The following is a 19,651-nucleotide window of genomic DNA, read 5'->3' as shown; positions in this document are numbered from 1 at the left end:
TTGCCCGTGGTGCAGGAGGCCGTGATCATTGGCGGCACCACTCCGGCTGCGCGCGATGTCATTGCCGGCGCGAGTATCGGCATGGACCTCAGCGGCAGCATCTCGGTGGACATTGTGCAGGGGAATTTCATCGGCACGGACCGGCACCGTGCGCGGGCGCTATATACCAGTGCCGCGCAAGGCATCCGGCTGCAATCCAGCGGCAACCTGATCGGCGGTGACACAACGGCTGCGCGCAACATCATTTCCGGCAGTCAAAATGGCATCTTGATCACCGGGACGGCGCGCTTCAACGTGGTGCGGGGCAATTTCATTGGCACGGACGTGACCGGGACGCTGGCGGTGTCGAACATTCTGGCGGGGATAACGGTGGGTGGACAGTCCAACACGATTGGCGGACTGACGCTGGTGCCGGGACAGCCGCCGGCCTGCCGAACCAATGGCAGAATTATCCCGTGCTCACCAACGCCGTCAGCAGCGTGGGCAACACAACCATCCAGGGGTATTTGTCGGGCGCCGCCAACGCGGTTTTCCGGATGGAGTTCTTTGCCGGCGACAGTTGCGATTCCAGCGGCTTCGGAGAAGGGCAGACTTGCCTTGGTTCAATCAGCATGACCAACGCGGCGAATTGCACGAACACGTTTTCCGCTACGTTGCCGGTGGGAGCGTTGGGCGGCAGGAGCATTACCGCCACGGCCACCGACACGAACAACAACACCTCCGAATTCTCCGCGTGCCTGGCTGCGACTGGAACAACCGCAACGCCCACCCTCGCCATTGTTTCCGCCGGCGTGACCCAAACGCAGGTGTCCTGGACCCCAAATCCTCCCGGCTGGATTCTGCAGGAGACCTGGGTGCTGTCACCGTCAAACTGGACAAATTCTGCGAGCGGCACGGCCAACCCCGTTACAGTTCCGGCAACAAATGCAGCCAGGTTCTATCGGTTGTTCGAACCGTCGGCTTAAGCCGATGCGCGTCGGCTGCCGCGGTATTTCCACAAACGGCTCCGCCAGCGTCATCGCTTTGGGCATGGCTTTGGTCTTGTTCACTGTTTCCGAAAATCCGGCTTCCGGTTGGGATTCGTTCACCCAGCCGCCGCCGGCTTGCACGCTGTGCCTAGCCCGCGGGAGCGGGAGAGGGTGGTCGAAGGCCGGTTCATAGGTTGGGCGCGCTCGTTTTCCGACTTCTTGACGGTTACGGATTTTACCATCGTGGGCGGGCGTTCCCAGGAACGGTTGACCCAGACAGCAGGTCATGACTTCAGTGCTCCTGACGGCCACACCGTCGGAAGCAGGTTCTCCCGAAAACAACCCTGGGGATCTCCGTGGCAGCCTTCACCGGCCACAAGCGCAGAATCCGCTTCAAACCTCATCCCGATCCACTCGCAGGATCGACCCCAATCATGACGTTGCTCTTTCATTAACACCCCTGCTTCAGCAAATGCAGGTGGTGCGGGTATACAGGAACTCTCATCAACACCGCGTTTCAACCCAATGGGGGGAGGCTTGCTGTCCAGGGGAAACGGTTTCAACCGTTTCCAACATATAAAGTCCGGTTTGCATATTATTGATCGAAAGATATATTAGTCCCTCTGCCAAAAAGAATAATGGGCTCGTATGAACGCCATTCTCTGCCATTCTCCTCCGGGATGCCTTGCTGTACTTCTTATGCTGATCAGCAGCGTTGCGGAACCAAGGTTAGGTGCCGGAAATTTCTACTCAGGTGCATCACCTCAACATGTCCCATGGCCCGGGGGCGTCGTGCCTTACGAGTTCACAAACACTCTCTCCTCCGCGGAGCAGCAAACTTACCTGAACGCACTTCGTGAATGGGAGCTTGTTGCGAATGTGAAGTTTGTTGCCCGCACCAGCCAGACCCGATGGATTCTCTTCACATACCATGAAAATGGACCCAACAGCGTTTCCAGTACGGACAGCCCACAGGTCGTATCTGTCTCCAGCCTCAGCCGAGCACAGATTTGTCACGAGATGGGCCATTCTTTCGGCCTTACGCATGAGAACATTCGTCCCGATCGTGACCAGTACATTACGGTGCTCACAAATAACATCGCAAACGCGCAGGAAAATCTCTCTTGGTTCGACATAGATCCCGCGAGTGTCACCAACGGTGTCTATGATTTTGAATCCGTGATGCACCTCGGCTGGGACTTTGCATCCCTGGGCCCCGGTGTGCTGCCAACGCAAGAGCCAAAGCAGCCGTTTCTTAACAGGTATAGATACAGAATGGGGAACTATTGTCTCAGCTCCGGTGATCGCGCCGCAATACGCTACTTGTACGGTCCGCCGGCGGAACCAATTACGAACGTCGTTACAACCACCGCCGACACAGGCTCCGGAAGCATGCGTGCTGCGTTGTATTACGTTGCAGACAATCCCGGCTCGGAGGTCCTTTTCGACCTCCCTCCCGGCGACCCGGGATTCAGCAATGGTGTCTTCAGTATCTATCCGACAGGCTTCCTGCCTCCCTTGGCTGTCGATGGCATCAGGGTGAATGGCTTCTCACAACCGGGATTCACGGACCGGCCTCTCATCGTCGTTAATGGCTCGCGGATTTTGCCACAGACGTTTAGCGCCACATCCGGCCTCCTCATCTACTCTGCATCCAACGAGATCAGGGGCCTTTCCATCCAAGGCTTCGAATGGAACGGAATCACGCTGCACTACGGCGATGCCACCAACAACACCATCGCAGGCTGTTGGATTGGCCTGGACCACACCGGCGCAAGTCCGGCCGGCAACGCTTTTCAGGGCATCCTGATCGCACAGGGAGCGCGCAATAACATAATCGGAGGAACGAACACGGCAGACCGAAACGTCATTTCAGGCAACAAAGGGTACGGGGTTTTCGTCACTGATGCAGGCACCGGGGCCAATATCATTTTGGGCAATTACATCGGAACAGATGCAGAGGGTAATGCCGCTGTGCCAAATGAGTTTGGAGGAGCAATCTTCGTCAACCATGCAAAAGCTAACGTAGTAGGTGGAGCCGCACCCGGCTCGCGAAATATCATTTCAGGCAACGCGGACTTTGGCCTTTGGATAGGCGATCACGGCACCAGCGGCAACCTCGTGCAAGGGAACTTTGTCGGCTTGAACCAGGGCGGCTCCGGTCCATTGCCGAATACATTCACCGGCATGTACATCATCCATGGAGCACAGAGCAACCTGGTCAGCGGGAACGTGTTTTCCGGCCAACCTTCCGAGGGCTTGCGCATCGAAGGCGCGGGCACCTCCCACAATACCATTCAAGGCAACTACTTCGGCACGGACTCCACGGGGACCGTGGCGGTGCCCAACGGGTTCGCGGGTCTGACCGTTTTTGGCGGCGCCAGCTCCAATCTCCTGGGAGGCGCATTCTCCTCAGCCCGCAATCTTATCTCGGGCAACGGGTCGTACGGGTTGGTCGTTGGCGATCCGGGCTCGGACTGCAATACAATCGTGGGAAACTGGATGGGGCTTGACGCGGGCGGGACCAACGGGTTGCCCAATGCATTTGCCAACGTGGCTCTATGGAACGGCGCAAGTCGAAACTCAATCGGAAGCATAGCGCTCGGGGAAGGCAACACCATCGCTCATTCCTGGATTGGTGTGGTCCTGTATGATGATGCCACCACGAACAACGCCATCCGGGGCAACGCTATCTTCGATCACGATGGACTAGGCTTGGACCTGAACGGAGACGGCGTCACCACAAACCATGCCCACGCCATCCCGGGCCCAAACGCCATGCAAAGCTACCCGGTTTTGACCAACGCTTTCGCTAACAGCCAGGCCACAACCATCGCCGGCTTCCTGAGCAGCAATCCTGATCGCCACTATTGGATAGATGTCTATCGAAACCCCGTGGCGCATTCCAGCGATCACGGCGAAGGGCAATTCTATTTCGGAACCGCATTTGCTCAAACAGACGCCAACGGAGCAGCGTACTTCTCGCTGGTGATGGATGGCGACTTTGAGGGGCACTACTTCTCGGCAACCGCAAGCGACGTGGTAACGGGCGATACCAGCGAATTCAGCCGCACTCTTCAGGCGACGAATAGCCCATCGGCTCCGGCCTTTCTTCTGCCGTTCAGTTACACCTCCGCCGGGCTTTCGGCACCTATTTCGGTGGAGATCGGGCAGCACTGCCGTATACAAGCGGCTACGAACTTGGCGGCACCTCCGGTAAACTGGACGGACCTAACCAATTTCACCGCCACAACAACGAACTTCTTCTTTCTGGATCCGTTCGCCAGCAATTATCCCGTCCGCTTTTATCGCGTTGCATCACCCTGAGCCGACAGGAGCGGCGGCCTTGCCACCCCCACCGCACGCGCCTGTGCATGAAAGTTCCCGCACTCATTGCAGCAGCCGACAGCAGGAGGTTCCATATTCCATCTTTGCACGGGTATTCGGCCAGGCTTTCGTGGGCCAAAGCGCAGAGCTGCTTGAGCAGATAGCGGTGGCGCTGGAAGTAGGGGCGCAGGATTCTGCTGTCCGCCTGTCCGCCCCCTCCAACAAAGACCATTTGCACCAAATCCAATCTCTAACTACCCTTGGATCTGCAGTCGCCCCCATAGCTCAAATGGATAGAGCGGCGGTTTCTGAAACAAGCTGTGCGGGCACTTGTTTGCCGGGCGCTACTGGCGAGGGTGACTCTTGTTTGTTAGATGTATGAAATCTCATGCCTGGATGATCTTGCTGGCGACCTTGTGGCTGCATCCCAATCCATGCCCGGGACAGGTTTTTCGCAAGGACACATTTCATAACCCTCCGGTCAAATTTTGGCCCAGGCCGCTTTGGTTCTGGAATAACACCACTGTGACCCGCGAGGGAATAACCAACCAAATGCAGGAGTTCCGGGACAAATGCGGTTACGGCGGGTTCGGCATCCTGCCGTTTAAGAAGAACTTCAGGCCCGAGTATCTGACCGAAGATTATTTCCAGATCTACGGTGCGGCGTTGGACAAGGCCAGGGAACTAGGGCTGACCATGAGCTTGTACGATGAATACGGGTTTCCCAGCGGATCGGGCGGGGCTTTCACGACCGGCGACGGTGTCCCGCGCTTTAAGCTCAGATTCCCGGAACAAACGATCAAGCGCCTCGATAAGGCTGAGGAGGAAGTGACCGGCCCGGTTGAGTATGAGAAGCAAATGCCGCCGGGGAAGCTCATGGGGGTCGTGGCAATGAATGTCGCGAGCCTGAAGCGCGTGGACTTGACGGGCAAGGTGTTGAATGGATCGCTGCGATGGAAGGTTCCCCCGGGGCGATGGAAGGTCATGATTTTTGTGTGTGTTAAGGACGGAGAACCTATTGTTGATTACCTCAACCCGGAATACTCGCGAAACTATATTGAGATGACACATGAAGCGTATTATTCGCGCTTCAAGGAATTCTTTGGAACGGTCATCAGCGGAACGTTTTTTGACGAGCCTTCCATGTTTCACGCCGGGTTTCGCATGTGGACGGATTCCTTCAACGAGAGATTTAAGGCGGAATACGGCGTCAGTCCGGTCCTTTTGTATCCCGCGGCATGGTATGACATTGGTCCGGAAACCGAATCAGCCCGGAACCGCTTGTTTGGCTTCCGGGCGGAATTGTATGCCAAGGGATTCACCAAGGAAGCGAATGACTGGTCTGTTGCGCACGGCGTCACCGCGACCGGGCATACCGCGCCCGAGGAGGCGTTGGTGCCGGTGAACGCCTCCGGCGATCTGATCAAGTCCTTCAGGCATCTTGAAATTCCAGGGGTGGATAAGATCGGCGGCAGCCGCCCGGCAGAGAGGTTCTACAAGCTGATCAGTTCCTCCGCTTACAATTGGGACAGGTCTCTGGTGATGTCCGAAACCTACGGCGCGATGCCGGACTATAGGAAGCCCGGGGACCTCTCCTGGAACCAGATTTACTCGATTGCGATGGACCAATATGCCAAGGGGATCAACATGATGATTCCCCATGCCGTGTGGTACGATACGGCCAACGTTACCTACAAGCCCGAGTTGTCGCATCGCAATCCGCTTTACGCGGAGCATCTGCGGGACTTCACGAGGTTTCTGGCGCGGCTGAATGTGATGCTGCAACCGGAGGGACGGCACGTGGCCGACATCGCGGTGCTCTATCCGATTCACTCATTGCAGGCACAACACTTCTTCGATAAGCGAAAAGGCCCTTCGAACATAGACGGCCCGCCGGACCCTGACGACGAATACTACAAAGCGGCGACTGCCCAAATCGATTATGTGGATGTCGCGAACTGGCTTACCGAGACGGCGGGCAAGGACTTCACCTTCCTTCACCCGGAGGTGATGGAGGAGAAATGCGTTGTGGCTGATGGAATCCTTCGACTCCGGAACAAGGTGAACCGCGAGGATTTCCGGGTGCTCATCATTCCTTCGTGCGGGACGATATCCGTCGGCAATATGCGAACGGCAAGGGATTTTTATAAGAGCGGAGGGAAGGTGATTTTTACCACCCGCCTGCCTTCCAAGTCCGCCGAGCCGAACCAAGACCGTGAGATATTGAAACTGGTGCGCTCAATTCTTCCGGACGGCCGGACAGCGGAGATGGCGTCGAATCGCCGCGGCGGAAAGGCGTGCTTCATTCCCCGCCCTGGCGGACAGGTGCTGCGGGATACCCTGCTCAAGATGGCGGACAGCTTTGACGTGGAATACCCGGCTGATGAAAACGTGCGCTGCATTCACAAGGTGGCCGGTGGCCGGCACTTGTTCTATTTCGCGAACCTTGGCGGCACCACAGTGGACGTCCCGGTGAAGCTCAGAGGGAGCTTCGAATTGGAGGTGTGGGACCCGCACAAGGGAACGGTCGAGGCGTTGGCTGGCTGCCGGAACAACGGTCCGGCGTCAAACTCCGCCAGCGCAAAACTCACCCTTGAACCGTACCATTCGCTCTTTTGGCTGGAAGCTGAGCGATAGCGCGCACGGAACTCGCTCTTGGGGCAATTGCCCATGCTGAGCGTTGCGCGGGTGAACCGTTGATCCGAACCAGGGAGATTTTGGGACGCGGTGCACGCGTGTTTACCTGTTGGCTGGTTCAACGATCAACCTCAGCTCACGGCTGGGCTCCAAATGGACGCGTTTCCCCTGATTGAGTGACCTGACCGAGAGGTCCACCCCGCGGTTGCCTTGCTGTCGTCCCATGCCCGCTTTCTTGCCTGGTTCGGTGAAGATATAGCCTGTGCCGGGTTTTGCCGTGAACCACTCCGGGAACTGGTTGATGCGCGGATAGTCCAGCGGCAAACGCATGTGCTGCTTATGACGTTCAATATCGAAGACCAGTTCGCCCTTCCACGGTCTATCGGCTGTCATGCTGATCAGGAGCCTGTTTCCGTGCCTGACAGCACCGAACCGCACATCCGCCCGCCATGGCCGCACCGTGATGCCTTGCGTTTTCCAAAGCGCGTACATGAGCGAGGTCCGCGCCGAGTTTCCGTCCCCGTGCCAGCCCTCGATCACACCGGAACTCCGCTGGCGGCTCCACATGGTGCGGATCTCGGTATCCACCCAGGCAGCCGCCGATGGCACCACTTCGCGGTTCAGGAGTGTTATCGCGCCTTCGATGGAATCAGCATAACCATCGGCGCTGCCGCTCTGGCACATGCCGCCCTGGCCTGTGTAATGCTCGCGCAGGTTGGAAAGAGCTTTGCGCACCGCCTCACGGTATTCCGTCTTCTGCTCCAACAAATAGACCGTGTAAAAGCCATCGTAGTTGTAACCCCAGTTGTCCGTGAGCTCTCGCGAATGCTCGCCGGTCCGGGGATTGACTTTCAGGTAAAACAGCCCGTGCTCGTTTACGGCAACTTCGAGCAGGCGATCATAGAGCTCGTGCAGTGGCTTGCGGTAGGCTTCCCGTTTGGCCGGAGCCGCGTGCGCGCAGGCAAAGTATAGCTCCGAAAGCCCGTTAATGACTTCGCATGAGTGATCGCCGAGCCGCAGCTCGTGATCCACTCGCGTGGGATGTTGATCCCCGAGCAGGTAATAATCCCCCAACCGAATGGCCCAATCAAGGTATTTGCGCTGTCCAGTGAACCAGAACAGCCGCGCGCAGGCTTGCAGCAGGTCTCCGTTAACCTCGAGATTTCGGGTCGGAATTGGTCCGAACTCTGTCTCAACTTTGGCGTGCTTCCAAATGTCATCGGTAATACCCACGGCGCGAGCGCTCCACGGACTCCGTCCGATCCATTCGGTGATTGGGAGCAGGCCATCTTTCACATATTCCGCTCCATCGAAGATAAGCTCTGCAAGTTCAATGTTCTCGCGCCGCCACCCGCGTTTGCTGAAGGAGTAATCGTCCGGCAACCGGTCCAATCTGGAGGTGAGCTTCGTCTCGGTGTGGAGCATCTGGAGCAGGCGTCCTCCGAAAAGTGATGGGTCCGTCATCGCGGCGGTCAGTACCATGAAAGGGTAATTGTCGGCGGCTGTGTCGCGCCCATTCCAGAATCTGCCTTCCGGATCCAGGTTGCGCGGGATCAAGCCCGTTTCGGCGTCGGCGTATTCGAGCCATCCATCTATGAACTTGCGCGAGCGATAAAACGCCTCGTTGGCCTGGCGCGCGTTGTTTTCGGCGAGCCGAAAAGCCGCCTCGACCTCGGGGTTCTTCTCGGGACTGACGGGTTGGACGGCGGTATCCCATTGCTCGCGCATTTCCGGAAAACCCTCGCCCCGGAAATCCGGCACCTGCGAAGCCAGCCAGGTTTGCCTGGCCGCGGCAGGAACGTTGGTCCCCTCCGCAGCCCCGACCTGGACAGGGAGAGACAGCTTAATCAGCAAGCAACATAGGAGCAGTTTCTTCATAATGTCCGAGGCGCTGGAATCGCCGGTCCCGCGCCCAGTTTCACAATGGGCTTAATGAGATTGTCATATACCCAGGTGCGTTTGGCCGGTGGGGGCGGTGCGGGCCGCCTCGCCGCGGCGGCTGACTGCTGGCGCTTTCGGCGAAACCGCCATACCACACAGAGGGATTATGTCGGATTTTCTATTCACGAACTACGTGCCCAGGCGGCGGCGGCGAGGGCCTTCTCGGCCCAGGGACGGAGGGCTTCGACGTCTTCGAGGACGTCGTCGGGCAATTGGTAGTATTGCATGACTTCGCCCTCGGGGCCGTAGGGCTGGAACGGGGGCATCTGGCGGGCTTCGAAGTCGGGGCGGTTGGAGTCGTTCGCTCTGAAGTAGAGGGTGTCATCCGCGATCAGGGCGAAAAAGACGTCGCCGGAGTAGAGGCCGGCGCCGCCGAACATCCGGCGGGCGCGGACCTGCGGCACGACGCGGCTGAGCTGGTCAACGACGAAGGTCTGAAAGCTGGGGCTGACGGGCATGGGGTGGGGTGGGTGGATTACATCGGTTACATGGTGGAAGTGCGCCGACTGACGTCGGCGACTACGGTTTAGAAGGGGTGCCAAGTTTGCGCTGTTCGATCTGGAAGGTCCAGGCGTGGTGGCCGGGGAGGGCGGGGGGAAGCGTGAGGCGGAGGCCGGAGTCGGTCATGGTCCAAGGGACTTTGTGCTGGGTGCCGAGGAGAGTGACAGCGCGCACATTCAGGGATTTGGCGGCGGTGAGAAGGAGTGGCGAGGGCGGCTGCGCGAGGCAGATGGCGTAAAGCGTCGAGCCTTTGCGGGTGTAATGGACGAGTGGGCGTTGGCGGGTTTCAGTCCAGTGCCATTTGGCGTCGAGGTGGGGGTTGAGGGACTCGACGAGCGGGCCTTCGTTGGAGACGGTCCAGGGTCGAGTGTCGTAGATGGCTTCGCCGTTGAGCCGGAGCCAATCGCCGAGTTGGACGAGTCGTTCCTGCTGGATCATGGGGATGGCGCCGTCGCCGGAGGGGGAAATGGCGACGTGCAGGTTGCCGCCTTCGGCGACGGTTTCGACCAGCAGATGGATGAGGTCGCGGGCGCCGAGGTAGTCTTCCAGGCGCTCGAAACGGTTGTAGGACCAGTTGCCGCGGCTGAGGGGGCGGTCCTCGCACCATCTATGGGCGGTGCCGCTTTCGCGGACGCCAGCTTCGGAGGAAAACACGCCGCCGTGTTTGCCACGCGAGCCGCGCCCAAACCGGTCGTTGACGACAACGTCGTCCTTGCAGGGCGAGGCGTTATAGAGCCACGAGAGGAAGTCGCGCATGTCGAAGGCATCGAGAGGGAACTCCCATTCGCCGTCGAAATAGAGGAAGGAAGGGTGATAGCGGTTGACGGCCTCGCGCAGTTGGGGCTGGAGATGCTGGCGGACGAAGGGCTGGAGGTCGCCGCCGGGCTGGCGGGCGGCCTGGTACAGCGGGTGGTTAAACTCGCCGAGAGAGTAGTAGAACCCGGCGCGGAGTCCAGCCGCGCGCATGGCGGCGGAGAAGTCGCCGAGGACGTCGCGTTTGGGGCCGGTGTCGAGGCTGTTCCAGCCGGGGTTAAAGGGGCTGGGCCAGAGGCAGTAGCCGTCGTGGAAGTTGGAGGTGAGGAAGGCGTAGCGGGCGCCGGCGCGTTTGAAGAGGGCGGCCCATTGGGCGGGGTCGAAGGCTTCGCCTTTGAAGAGCGGCGCGAGGGCTTTGAAGGGGACATCGCCGTAGGTCTTGCGGTGGAAGACCTCGACGAGCGCTTGCTGGTCGGGCGCGCGGAGAGGCCGGAGGCGGTCCACGTAGAGGCCATACCAGCAGGAGTGGCCACCGTAGCCGTAGGGTTTGTCCGGGTAAACCCAGGCGACGGCGGGCACGGAGAAGACGCTCCAGTGAATGAAGATGCCGAGCTTCGCGTCGTCGAACCAGGCCGGGTTGGGGCGGCGGTCGAGGGCCGCCCAGGCGGAGTCGGTTTCAGATGAGGGTGCGGCGGTGGCTGATTGGGCAAGGGAGATGGCTGCTGCGGCGCAGAATAGAATCTGCGCCGGCTGACGTCGGCGGCTGCGGGGCGGGAGGCCAGCGTTCACCACGGAACCGGGCCGAAGTCGGCCGGGCGGTAAGAGACGGTCCAGCCTACGGCGGTGCCGATGTTAATGGTGGCCATGTGTCCAGCCACACCGAATTCACGCCTGAGGACGCTGCCGTCCTCGTAAACGAAATTGCCGCCGATTGAGTTGCCCCCGGCGCCGCGATGGTTCGCAAAGGGGAAGCTGGTGCTGGAAACGCCCGCGGACCCGAACCAGGCGAGGTCGGGGAGACTGCCCGCGCCCTGAATTCTATCAAGCGGAAGCAGGCATTTGCTTCTTGCGCGCCCGCCTCTTCGGAGCGCTGCGCGGGTAAGGCAGCATTGGTTCTTGGGCTCACCAAGCATGCCGCAATGCTGCCCGAAGCCGGTGCAAGGTGTCAACTGACTAGGATTCGCTTGTCGGCGGCGCCGTATTCCGTCGGTTGGGTTTGCCTTGGCGGGGTCTGGACCGTGGCTGGCTTGGGTTGGGACGCGAGGCACCTTGCGAACGTGGCCTGGCTGAAAGCTGCAAGCCATTGGTTGCGGCACAAGGTGGAGGATGTTGAGGCGGTGAGTGGTGATGACGGCTGGCCCGCCCCGTTCCCTGGATACATCATCTTGTTCATGTGTAGCTGTCCCTCCGCATCGCCAACAACACACGGAATAGAAGGGGCGCGAACCCGACGCACCCCCACCTGAGGCACCGCGAAGCGCCTGTGAAGAGAATGCTCCAGGCGCGCGCCCGGGTGGGCGCGCGCCGGGCTGGCCTCTTGAGAGTGAAAATTCGCGGTTTTCAGGTGAGACCGTTGCCGCAGCATTCTGCCATCCTTCCTCCAGCAAAGACCATTTGCGCCAAATCCAATCTGTAACTACCCTTGGATCTGCAGTTGCCCCCATAGCTCAAATGGATAGAGCGGCGGTTTCCTAAACCGTTGATCCCCGTTCAATTCGGGGTGGGGGTACCAGCCTCCCGCGGCAGAGGTTCGCGCCGTGGTTGAAACGGGCGCCCGGCACCGAGCGCTGGTCCGGCTTGCGGGAGAGTTGAAGCCGGTCAGTGCCGGATTGAATGAGGTTATTGCTTGCAGAATCAAGCTGCCTTGTCACTCTTGGCTCATGCGAGCCGCTGGCGCCGCTTATGTTCGGTATGAACAGCCGGTTATCGGGTTGCGGACTGGTTCAGGCTCCGTTTTGTGGGGGGGCTTGCTATGAATCAGACCCTAACGGTGCCGCGAACTGCGAAGCCGACTTCGTTTGATATCCCGGCTGCTGCGGAGGATACAGCATGAGCCGATCCTCTTCTCTGATTTCCAGGCGTCTTAACCTTGGAGCCGGCCACTCCCGAAAGGCCAGAGGAAGTGGCGGCAGGTTTGCCGGCGCGGGTTTCACCTTGATCGAGCTACTGGTGGTTATCGCCATTATTGCCATCCTGGCGGCGTTGCTGCTGCCGGCGCTGACCAAGGCCAAACAGAAAGGGCAAGGCATAGGGTGCCTCAACAATCTGAAGCAGCTTCAGCTCTGCTGGATGATGTACGCGCAAGACAACAACGACAACCTCGTTCCCAACGGCGATGGCGCGGTCTATAAGGGTTGGATCGGCGGGCAATTCGCCGTGAATCCGCGGGACGGCACCAATGTCAACCTGCTGAAACCCCCCTCAGGACTCCTGTGGAGCTACAATAAATCGTTGGGCATTTACAAGTGCCCCGCGGATCAGAGCGTTGCCCGCGAGGGTGGCTTGATCCTGGGGTCGCGCGTCCGCAGCGTTGCGCTGAACGGGAATATGAACGGGAACAGTTGGTACACGGAGGGCACCAAAGACACGTATTTCACCTTTCGGAAACTTTCCCAGATCATTCGGCCTCCCCCTTCGCAGGCGTTTGTGTTTCTCGATGAGAATCCCTCGACGCTCGATGACGGCTATTTTCTGGTTGTGTTTAACACTGTCATCTGGGGCAACGATCCCGGGATCTATCACAACGGCGCCTGTGGGCTTTCCTTTGCGGATGGGCACAGCGAGATCCACAAATGGCTGGACCCGGATACGCGGGCTCCTGTCAAACCGGTCAGTCCCAGGGGCCCGCGAGATGTCCCTTGGATGCAGCTTCGCACCTCTGCCCCGATTGATCCCGCTATTCCCTTTCCGTGACTGAAACGGTAACGCGGGCGCGCGGAGCTGGCGCCTCGACTGCTACGCAGGAGAATTTGACCCCGGCAACGCCTGCCGGCAGGGTCGGCCAATCGCCGCGTGGTATTACTTTGCCCAGTGGCTCGCCGCGGGCAGCGTAGGTGGCACAATCGTCGGGTCCGTTGCATTCGATCCAGCTTCCCGAGGCCAGCTCGATTGGGAACTCGACGCTGTGGCCGCCCACGCTGATCCGCGGGTTCTTCACCCGGCCCGCCTGCAAGGCTACGTCTCGGACTGGGCCGAGGCGGCATTGGGTTTTACGACCGGGCGGGAGGTTTTGCAGCCAGATGCTGGCGGATTCGATCGCGCCAAAGTCAATCGTCTCCCGATAAACGTTGTAGGCATGTTTCCCGTCGTTCCAAACATAGTCACTCCAGCGAGCGGACTCGGTCTCGACCAGGGTAAAAGTTCTTCGGCCAGTGAAATCCAGCTTAAGGTAGCGGTCGGCGATGGCTCCGAACGCGATTGCGCGCGGGCTCTCGAGCCGGATTGCGACCAGGGCGCCAGAACCGTCTCCTTCAACCTCCACGGCAAGCCCTTGGCGGTCTTTCAGGTTCAGCACGGGACTGAAGCGCTTCTCGAAGCGCACCCAGGCGGCGTTTCGGGCAACCTTGCCGGTGTTCGTGGCGATCAGGGTGCGCCATGGGTCATTTCGATTGGTGCCGGGGTTCAAAGCGAACGTCACTCCGTTTGCACTGGTGGCCTTCCAAGACTCCGCGTCCGCCATTGCCAGGTCGGCGAAAAGCACTGCGTTCGCGTCGGTGATGGGGGCTGCGGAGATGAGCGCTTCCAGGCGGAACTTCAGCGGTTGCCGCTGGAAGGCATTTGTGACCTGCCAGGCCAGGGTCCAGGGCTCGGCGGGGCAAACGACGTGCTCCTGGGGCGCCACGCGGCGAAATTGGGGTTGTCCTGCGGCATTCGTTACCAGCGTGAACCGGCTGCCTGGCTCGCGCAGGCTGGCGCGGACGGACTCGTCCAAGGCGTTCTCGTGGCGCAAGTTCTCGCAGGTGCGCAGGATGTCCACCGCCCGGCGGAACAGCGGCGTGTTGCGGAGTGTCTCGCGGTCTATGCCCGCTGTCAGTGAAACGCCGGCGTCCCAGCCGACCAGCCGGGCGCCGAGGTTCTCGATCACGTCCGGATAAGTCGGCTCGATTTGCGGCGGATTGAACGACTGGAAGCCCCACCATCCCAGGTGCAGCGGCAGGAGCAGCCCGCCGTTGATGCCCGCCGCGTGCAGGTCAACGAAGCGCACGTGCCCGCGCTGCGGATAGTCCCACGCCTGCCAGCGGGTCCGGTATTGCCAGAACTGATGCCACATCGCGCTCATTTCCATGCCGATTGGTTGCTTGAGGCGCTTTTGAATCTCGACGACGAATTTGTCCGCCCAGTACCAGCACTCATCCGGCCCGCGCAGGATCGAAGACCCGTCAATCGCATCGAGGTAAACGCCGTCAAAGCCGCAACGGTTCACCACGTCGGCATGGTTCGCCGCGATCTCCGTGAAGAGCGACGACTCCGGATCGGGGACAAACAGGCCGAAGCATTCCTTGAGATGGCGGGCCTTGGCGCCTGCTTCGTGGGCGGCCGCCTTGGTGCCGAGCGCGCCGCGCTTGACCCCGGTAAACCGCCAAGGCGCCTGCCGGCTGACTCCGCCAAACGTTACCAGCTCATCGCCGATATGGAGCACGACGCTATTGTGCTCGAAGAAGCCCGTCACCGTGGTAAGACCCGCGGTGGGCTCGTTCACGGCAATTTCCGTTGTGCTCGCGCTGAGCGGTTCGGCCAGCGTGAAGGCGCGAAAGGCATCGAGCCGCCGGTCCGGCACCGGCGTGACATACCTGGACTGCTTATCAATGAAGAAGGCGTAGGTGTGGAAGATCGAGCCGATGCCCGCCTGGTGGAGCCGGGCCACAATCCGCTGCCAGGTGTCCCAGCCGTCCGGCCATTTAGCCCGGTTCAACTCCATGCTCCCGAAGCGGAAGAACCCGGCGCCGCCGCCGTGATTGTCAATCTGCGTGAAACCCAGGCTTTGCGCCATACCGATCCAGTCGGCCACATTTGTCTCGGTGAGAGAGCCGAAGTTGAAGAGATATGAGCCGTGATTGAAAGGCACTTCGCGCGCCCACGGCCCGGCTGTCCGGCACACCGGCAGCTCGCTTGCGTCGGCCAAGGTCGCTTGCAGCGCCGGCAGCATCCGCTTCATCGGCGCGGCGACGATGGCCACGCGGGCACCCGCCAGGCCGAACTTCTTCTCGCACGAGGCGCGCAGACTGCTTTGCAGCGCGGGCAGCGCGTCCACGCGCGTAACCAGATTGAGAGCGTGCGCGCAGGCGCCGAAAGGCTCGTCGGGAGTTCCTTTCAGCGTTAGCGGGGCATTCAGAAACGTCAGGGTCTCAATGCCTTCACCGCTGAGGGACTCGACGCTAAGGACAATACAGGCTGAACGCACCTCGGCCTTGAGCACAGCTCGGAGGTCAGGAGTGCCGAATTGCAGCGTGATCCGACCATCGGCAAGCGTCGCGGCAGTGGCAGCGCGCTCCTGGCCACGAACACGCACCATTGCGCAGGGCGAAGGGTTGCTTGCGCGAAGGTAATCCGTGCCCGTCGCGCTATCCACAAACGCCACGTTCCGGCCCTCGGGCGAAATGGTGTAGCGGAAGTGCTGGCTCTCCAGAAGGAGGGGCGTCGGCTCGGCGGCAAGGCCAATCCGTGCAAGAATTGAAAGACAAAGAACAATGGGCAGAGTTTTCATGGTGCTTCCGCGGGCCAGCATGATGCCGGGCTCCGGTGCCGTCAAGCGGGCGCGAAACCCATGGCACCTTAAAATCGGCCTCGATTCCCTGCTGGGGTTGGTTCGCTGATACGCTTTGGAAATTCAGATCAGGAGGCGCTTCTGTAAAAGCCATCCCGAGAGCTAACAATGCACGTTCTTGATACCTGCCAGGTGCGTAAAATCGCACATCCACTGAAGTAATGCCTGCCAATAATGCAGAATCCAACCTGGACAATATCGATTAGAACCGTCTCATCGGACAGCTGGGCTCAAGAAATGCGCTGCAAGACGGGTGTATCCGGTCACGCCTGCCGACTGCCGTCCCGATTACTGACTCCGCCTGCCTCCCAAGCCTGAGGCACCCTGCTCCGAAGCCAAATACGGCGATGGGACGGTGCCAATCCGGCGGGACTACGGTGTGGTTCCCATGGGGGTCGGGCCCCATGGGAACCACACCGGGATGTCGCAGGCTTCACAGCGTTGTCGCACCGGGGCTGCTACTCGGTCCAGGTATAGGGGATTATGGTAAGCCTGAGGTGAGAGGAGCCGGGGAGATGGCTGGGCACAAATTCGACTTGCAGTTTGGGAGGCGGGGGCTGCCGACCCGAGCCGGCCCGGGTGGAGGCGGATGGCCCATCGCAGACGGGCCGTTGGCAATTGCACTGGTAATGCTGAGCAAACACGGTAATATATGCGGGTCTGAAGAGCGCGGATGTAAGGCGATGATGAAAGTAGCTTTGAGTGCGTTGGTCGCCCTGGTGGCGGTAGTGGCCAACGCCGCAAACCCGGAACCCGATCCGGGTGTCTTTGAGACCTCGATTCTGCCTGCGCCCCAGAGTCAGATTGACAGGCTGGTCCGGGCCCGGTTGTCGGAGTTGGGGATGCAGCCTGTGCTGTGCTCGGACGCGGTGTTTATCCGGCGGGTCTATCTGGATGTCATCGGCCTGTTGCCCACCGCCCAGGAGGTGCGCGAGTTCCTGCAAGACCCGGACACCCAGAACAAGCGCGGCATCCTGATTGATCGGCTGTTGGGGCGGGAGGAGTTCGCCCAGTACTGGGCGATGAAATGGGGCGACATCCTGCGAATTAAGGCGGAGTTCCCCGTCAATCTGTGGCCCAACGCCGCGCAGGCCTATCATCGCTGGGTGCAGGCGTCCATCGCGCGGAATAAGCCTTATGACCAGTTTGCGCGGGAACTGCTCACGTCCAGCGGCAGTAATTTCCGCGTTGGGCCGGTGAACTTTTACCGCGCCATCCAGGACCGCACGCCGGAGGGCATCGCATCAGCGGTGGCGTTGACATTCATGGGCGCACGGGCGGATGCCTGGCCGAAAGGCCAGTTGACGGGCATGGCCGCTTGCTTCTCGCAAATCGGCTACAAGCCGACGCGTGAGTGGAAGGAGGAAGTCGTCTTCTGGGATCCGCTCAACACTGGCGCGCCGGAGACCAATAGCGCGACAAACGTCTCTGCCAGCGCGCGGACCAACGCGGCGTCACAGACCGCGGTCCTGCCTGATGGAACCCGCCTCAAGCTGTCTCCAGAACGCGATCCGCGGGACGTCTTCGCAGATTGGCTGATTACGCCCAGGAACCCGTGGTTCACGCGCAACATTGCCAACCGTGTCTGGTCATGGCTGCTGGGGCGCGGGATTATCCATGAGCCGGATGACATTCGCTCGGACAACCCTCCTGGCAACCCGGCGCTGCTGGCTTACCTGGAAAAGGAACTGGTCACCAGCCGCTACAACCTGAAACACCTTTACCGTTTGATTCTCAACTCCCAGACCTACCAATTCTCCTCGCGGCCTTGCACGGATGTGGCCCAAGGTGAGGCCAACTTTGGCAGTTACTCGGTGCGGCGCCTGGAGGCGGAGGTGCTGATTGACGCCATCAACCAAGTCACCGGCACCTCGGATCTTTACACCAGCGCCATTCCCGAGCCGTTTACCTACATTCCGGCGAACCAGCCCGCGGTGGCATTGGCCGACGGCAGCATCACGAGCACGTTCCTGGCGTTGTTTGGCCGTTCAGCCCGCGCGACCGGAATGGAAAACGAGCGCGGCAACAAGATGCTCTCCGCCCAGTGGCTGCACTTGCTCAACTCGAGCCATATCCAGCGCAAGCTGGAGCAGGGCCCAAAGTTGAAAGAGATCATCAATTCGCGCCGCAAATCGCCGGAGATGACGGAGGAGCTCTACCTGACTATACTGTCGCGCTATCCAACCCCGGCGGAGGTGAAGACGGTCGAGGATTATGGCAGGCCCGCCAGGCCCAGGGCGGCGAAGAAGCGCGAGGACTGGGTGGACATCGCCTGGGCGTTGATCAACAGCACTGAGTTTCTCTATCGCCATTAGCAACAGGCAGCGGAAGGAGAACAAAATTATGAGCCAGATGCATGGATCCAATAGTAAAAGCTCGCTCGCGCAGGGCATCGGTATGACACTGCACCTGCCGATGTCGCGGCGGGAAGTGCTGCGCGTTGGGCTCTTCAGCACCGCCGGATTGCTGCTTGCCCACAACCGGCTGTTCGGCGCTGGCGTTGGGCAGCAGACGACGCCAGCCAAGGCCACCGCGACGGCGCCCGACGTCATCAAGGCGAAGTCGGTCATCCAGATCTTCTTGTGGGGCGGGATGTCGCATAATGACACCTGGGACCCTAAACCGGACGCCGGCTACGATTACAACGGGCAGATGAAGAACTTCCTGTCCACCAACGTGGACGGCATCAGGGTGAGCGAGTGGTTTCCCAAGCTGGCGAAGCAGGCGGACAAGTTTTCTTTGATCCGCAGCATGACGCATCGCAATAACGGGCACGAGACGGCGGCCTACCTGATGCAAACGGCGCATACCCCCGGCGAGCGGCTGGCGTATCCGAGCGTCGGGGCTGTGTTTGCATATCTCAGGAGCGGAGAATACAAAGGGCTCATTCCACCCTATGTGGTGCTGACGCGCCCGCAGGGCCGGTTCTCGGAGGAGGGTTTCCTCGGCCCGCGGTTCAAGCCGTTTGCCACCGGCGGTGATCCCAACGCCGGTCGCTTCGAGGTGGAGGGCGTCGTCGCCCGCGGCATCAATGATGATCGGCAGAAGAACCGGCGCGAACTGCTCCAGAAGTTGAATACGATGGGCAGCGCGATGGCCAGCAGCCCGCAATTGGCGGCCTCCGAGGAGGCCAGGAAGGAAGCATACGATTTGATACTGGGCGAGGGCCGCGCGGTGTTTGATCTCTCGCGGGAGAAGACCGAATTGCGGGATCGCTATGGCCGCCATACGTTCGGGCAGGACTGCCTGGCGGCCCGGCGCATGGTCGAGGCGGGCGTGCCCTATATCGTGATCAACTATCCGGGCGGCTGGGACACCCACAAGGACCACTTCCAAGCCATGGGCCGTCAGTGCCCGCAATTGGACCAGGGCCTGGCCGCGCTGTTGGCGGACCTGAAGGACCGCGGCTTGCTGGACAGCACCTTGGTCTGGTGTTGCGGTGAGTTTGGCCGGACGCCCAAGATTGACTGGCAGCCGCCGTGGAACGGGGGGCGCAACCATTACGGCAATGTGTTCACCGCGCTCGTGGCGGGCGGCGGGTTCAAAGGCGGGCATGTGGTCGGGGCTTCCGACGCGAAAGCCGAAGAGGTCAAGGATCGCCCCGTATATCCAGTAGATTTGCTGGGCAGCATTTACCAGTTGGGCGGCATCAACAGCAGTACCAAGCTGCCTCATCCCATGGGCCAGGATGCCCATGTGCTGCCGTCTGCCGAAGAAGCCGTGAAGTCCGGCGGGCTATTGACTGAGATCATGTAGCCGA

11 protein-coding genes and 1 tRNA gene are annotated in these 19,651 nt (G+C 60.4%); 7 read left to right on the top strand and 5 right to left on the bottom strand.

Annotation, left to right across the window (positions count from 1 at the left end; genetic code table 11):
• The 3 genes from P5205_17495 to P5205_17485 all read left to right on the top strand — a co-directional run bounded on the left by P5205_17495 (nucleotide 1) and on the right by P5205_17485 (nucleotide 6,932).
• A complete protein-coding gene (locus tag P5205_17495) occupies nucleotides 1–615 on the top strand; it encodes a hypothetical protein (GenBank protein ID HSA12159.1) in 615 nt (204 codons plus the stop codon).
• A gap of 1,745 nt (nucleotides 616–2,360) precedes the next feature.
• Complete coding sequence (locus P5205_17490; GenBank protein ID HSA12158.1) at nucleotides 2,361–4,295, top strand: right-handed parallel beta-helix repeat-containing protein; 1,935 nt, start codon at nucleotides 2,361–2,363, stop codon at nucleotides 4,293–4,295.
• Between the two features lie 378 nt (nucleotides 4,296–4,673).
• Nucleotides 4,674–6,932 carry a glycosyl hydrolase gene (locus tag P5205_17485; protein HSA12157.1) on the top strand — a complete coding sequence of 753 codons (2,259 nt, stop codon included), beginning with the start codon at nucleotides 4,674–4,676 and terminating at the stop codon, nucleotides 6,930–6,932.
• Nucleotides 6,933–7,034: 102 nt separating this feature from the next.
• On the opposite strand, the gene P5205_17480 is transcribed toward P5205_17485, so the two are convergent.
• The 4 genes from P5205_17480 to P5205_17465 all read right to left on the bottom strand — a co-directional run bounded on the left by P5205_17480 (nucleotide 7,035) and on the right by P5205_17465 (nucleotide 11,260).
• On the bottom strand, nucleotides 7,035–8,810 hold the full coding sequence (locus P5205_17480) for a hypothetical protein (GenBank protein ID HSA12156.1): 1,776 nt from the start codon (nucleotides 8,808–8,810) through the stop codon (nucleotides 7,035–7,037).
• Nucleotides 8,811–8,995: 185 nt separating this feature from the next.
• Nucleotides 8,996–9,331, bottom strand: coding sequence for a TfoX/Sxy family protein (locus tag P5205_17475; GenBank protein ID HSA12155.1), 336 nt, complete (start codon nucleotides 9,329–9,331; stop codon nucleotides 8,996–8,998).
• Nucleotides 9,332–9,392: 61 nt separating this feature from the next.
• Nucleotides 9,393–10,916: an alpha-L-fucosidase gene (locus P5205_17470; protein ID HSA12154.1), complete on the bottom strand. Its 1,524-nt coding sequence runs from the start codon at nucleotides 10,914–10,916 to the stop codon at nucleotides 9,393–9,395.
• On the bottom strand, nucleotides 10,913–11,260 hold the full coding sequence (locus P5205_17465) for a hypothetical protein (GenBank protein HSA12153.1): 348 nt from the start codon (nucleotides 11,258–11,260) through the stop codon (nucleotides 10,913–10,915). Before P5205_17465 ends, P5205_17470 begins: the two co-directional genes overlap by 4 nt.
• 523 nt (nucleotides 11,261–11,783) lie before the next feature.
• On the opposite strand from P5205_17465, the gene P5205_17460 reads away from it, so the two are divergent.
• Together P5205_17460 and P5205_17455 are read left to right on the top strand one after the other, a co-directional pair.
• Nucleotides 11,784–11,859 (top strand) — tRNA-Arg (locus P5205_17460).
• 422 nt (nucleotides 11,860–12,281) lie between these two features.
• On the top strand, nucleotides 12,282–13,040 hold the full coding sequence (locus P5205_17455; GenBank protein ID HSA12152.1) for a prepilin-type cleavage/methylation domain-containing protein: 759 nt from the start codon (nucleotides 12,282–12,284) through the stop codon (nucleotides 13,038–13,040).
• Here the strand turns inward: P5205_17455 and P5205_17450 are convergent.
• Complete coding sequence (locus P5205_17450) at nucleotides 13,024–15,831, bottom strand: hypothetical protein (GenBank protein HSA12151.1); 2,808 nt, start codon at nucleotides 15,829–15,831, stop codon at nucleotides 13,024–13,026. The two genes, P5205_17455 and P5205_17450, sit on opposite strands and share 17 nt — an antisense overlap.
• A 743-nt stretch (nucleotides 15,832–16,574) precedes the next feature.
• Between P5205_17450 and P5205_17445 the strand changes: the two genes are divergently transcribed.
• A complete protein-coding gene (locus P5205_17445) occupies nucleotides 16,575–18,206 on the top strand; it encodes a DUF1553 domain-containing protein (protein HSA12150.1) in 1,632 nt (543 codons plus the stop codon).
• Nucleotides 18,207–18,234: 28 nt separating this feature from the next.
• Nucleotides 18,235–19,647: a DUF1501 domain-containing protein gene (locus tag P5205_17440; GenBank protein HSA12149.1), complete on the top strand. Its 1,413-nt coding sequence runs from the start codon at nucleotides 18,235–18,237 to the stop codon at nucleotides 19,645–19,647.
• Nucleotides 19,648–19,651 lie beyond the last annotated feature (4 nt).

This window comes from Candidatus Paceibacterota bacterium, from assembly GCA_035452965.1.
In the GTDB taxonomy this organism is placed as follows: Bacteria; Verrucomicrobiota; Verrucomicrobiia; order Limisphaerales; family UBA8199; genus UBA8199.
The sequence above is the reverse complement of the archived record's forward strand: the minus strand, read 5'-3'. Positions and strand labels throughout refer to the sequence as shown.

Bases quoted from the DNA above. Each gene is read 5' to 3' on its own strand.
- P5205_17485 (HSA12157.1), top strand. From the start codon at position 4,674: ATGAAATCTCATGCCTGGATGATCTTGCTGGCGACCTTGTGGCTGCAT.
- P5205_17490 (HSA12158.1), top strand. From the start codon at position 2,361: ATGCGTGCTGCGTTGTATTACGTTGCAGACAATCCCGGCTCGGAGGTC.
- P5205_17465 (HSA12153.1), bottom strand. From the start codon at position 11,260: ATGCTTGGTGAGCCCAAGAACCAATGCTGCCTTACCCGCGCAGCGCTC.
- P5205_17450 (HSA12151.1), bottom strand. From the start codon at position 15,831: ATGAAAACTCTGCCCATTGTTCTTTGTCTTTCAATTCTTGCACGGATT.
- P5205_17440 (HSA12149.1), top strand. From the start codon at position 18,235: ATGAGCCAGATGCATGGATCCAATAGTAAAAGCTCGCTCGCGCAGGGC.
- P5205_17475 (HSA12155.1), bottom strand. From the start codon at position 9,331: ATGCCCGTCAGCCCCAGCTTTCAGACCTTCGTCGTTGACCAGCTCAGC.
- P5205_17480 (HSA12156.1), bottom strand. From the start codon at position 8,810: ATGAAGAAACTGCTCCTATGTTGCTTGCTGATTAAGCTGTCTCTCCCT.
- P5205_17445 (HSA12150.1), top strand. From the start codon at position 16,575: ATGATGAAAGTAGCTTTGAGTGCGTTGGTCGCCCTGGTGGCGGTAGTG.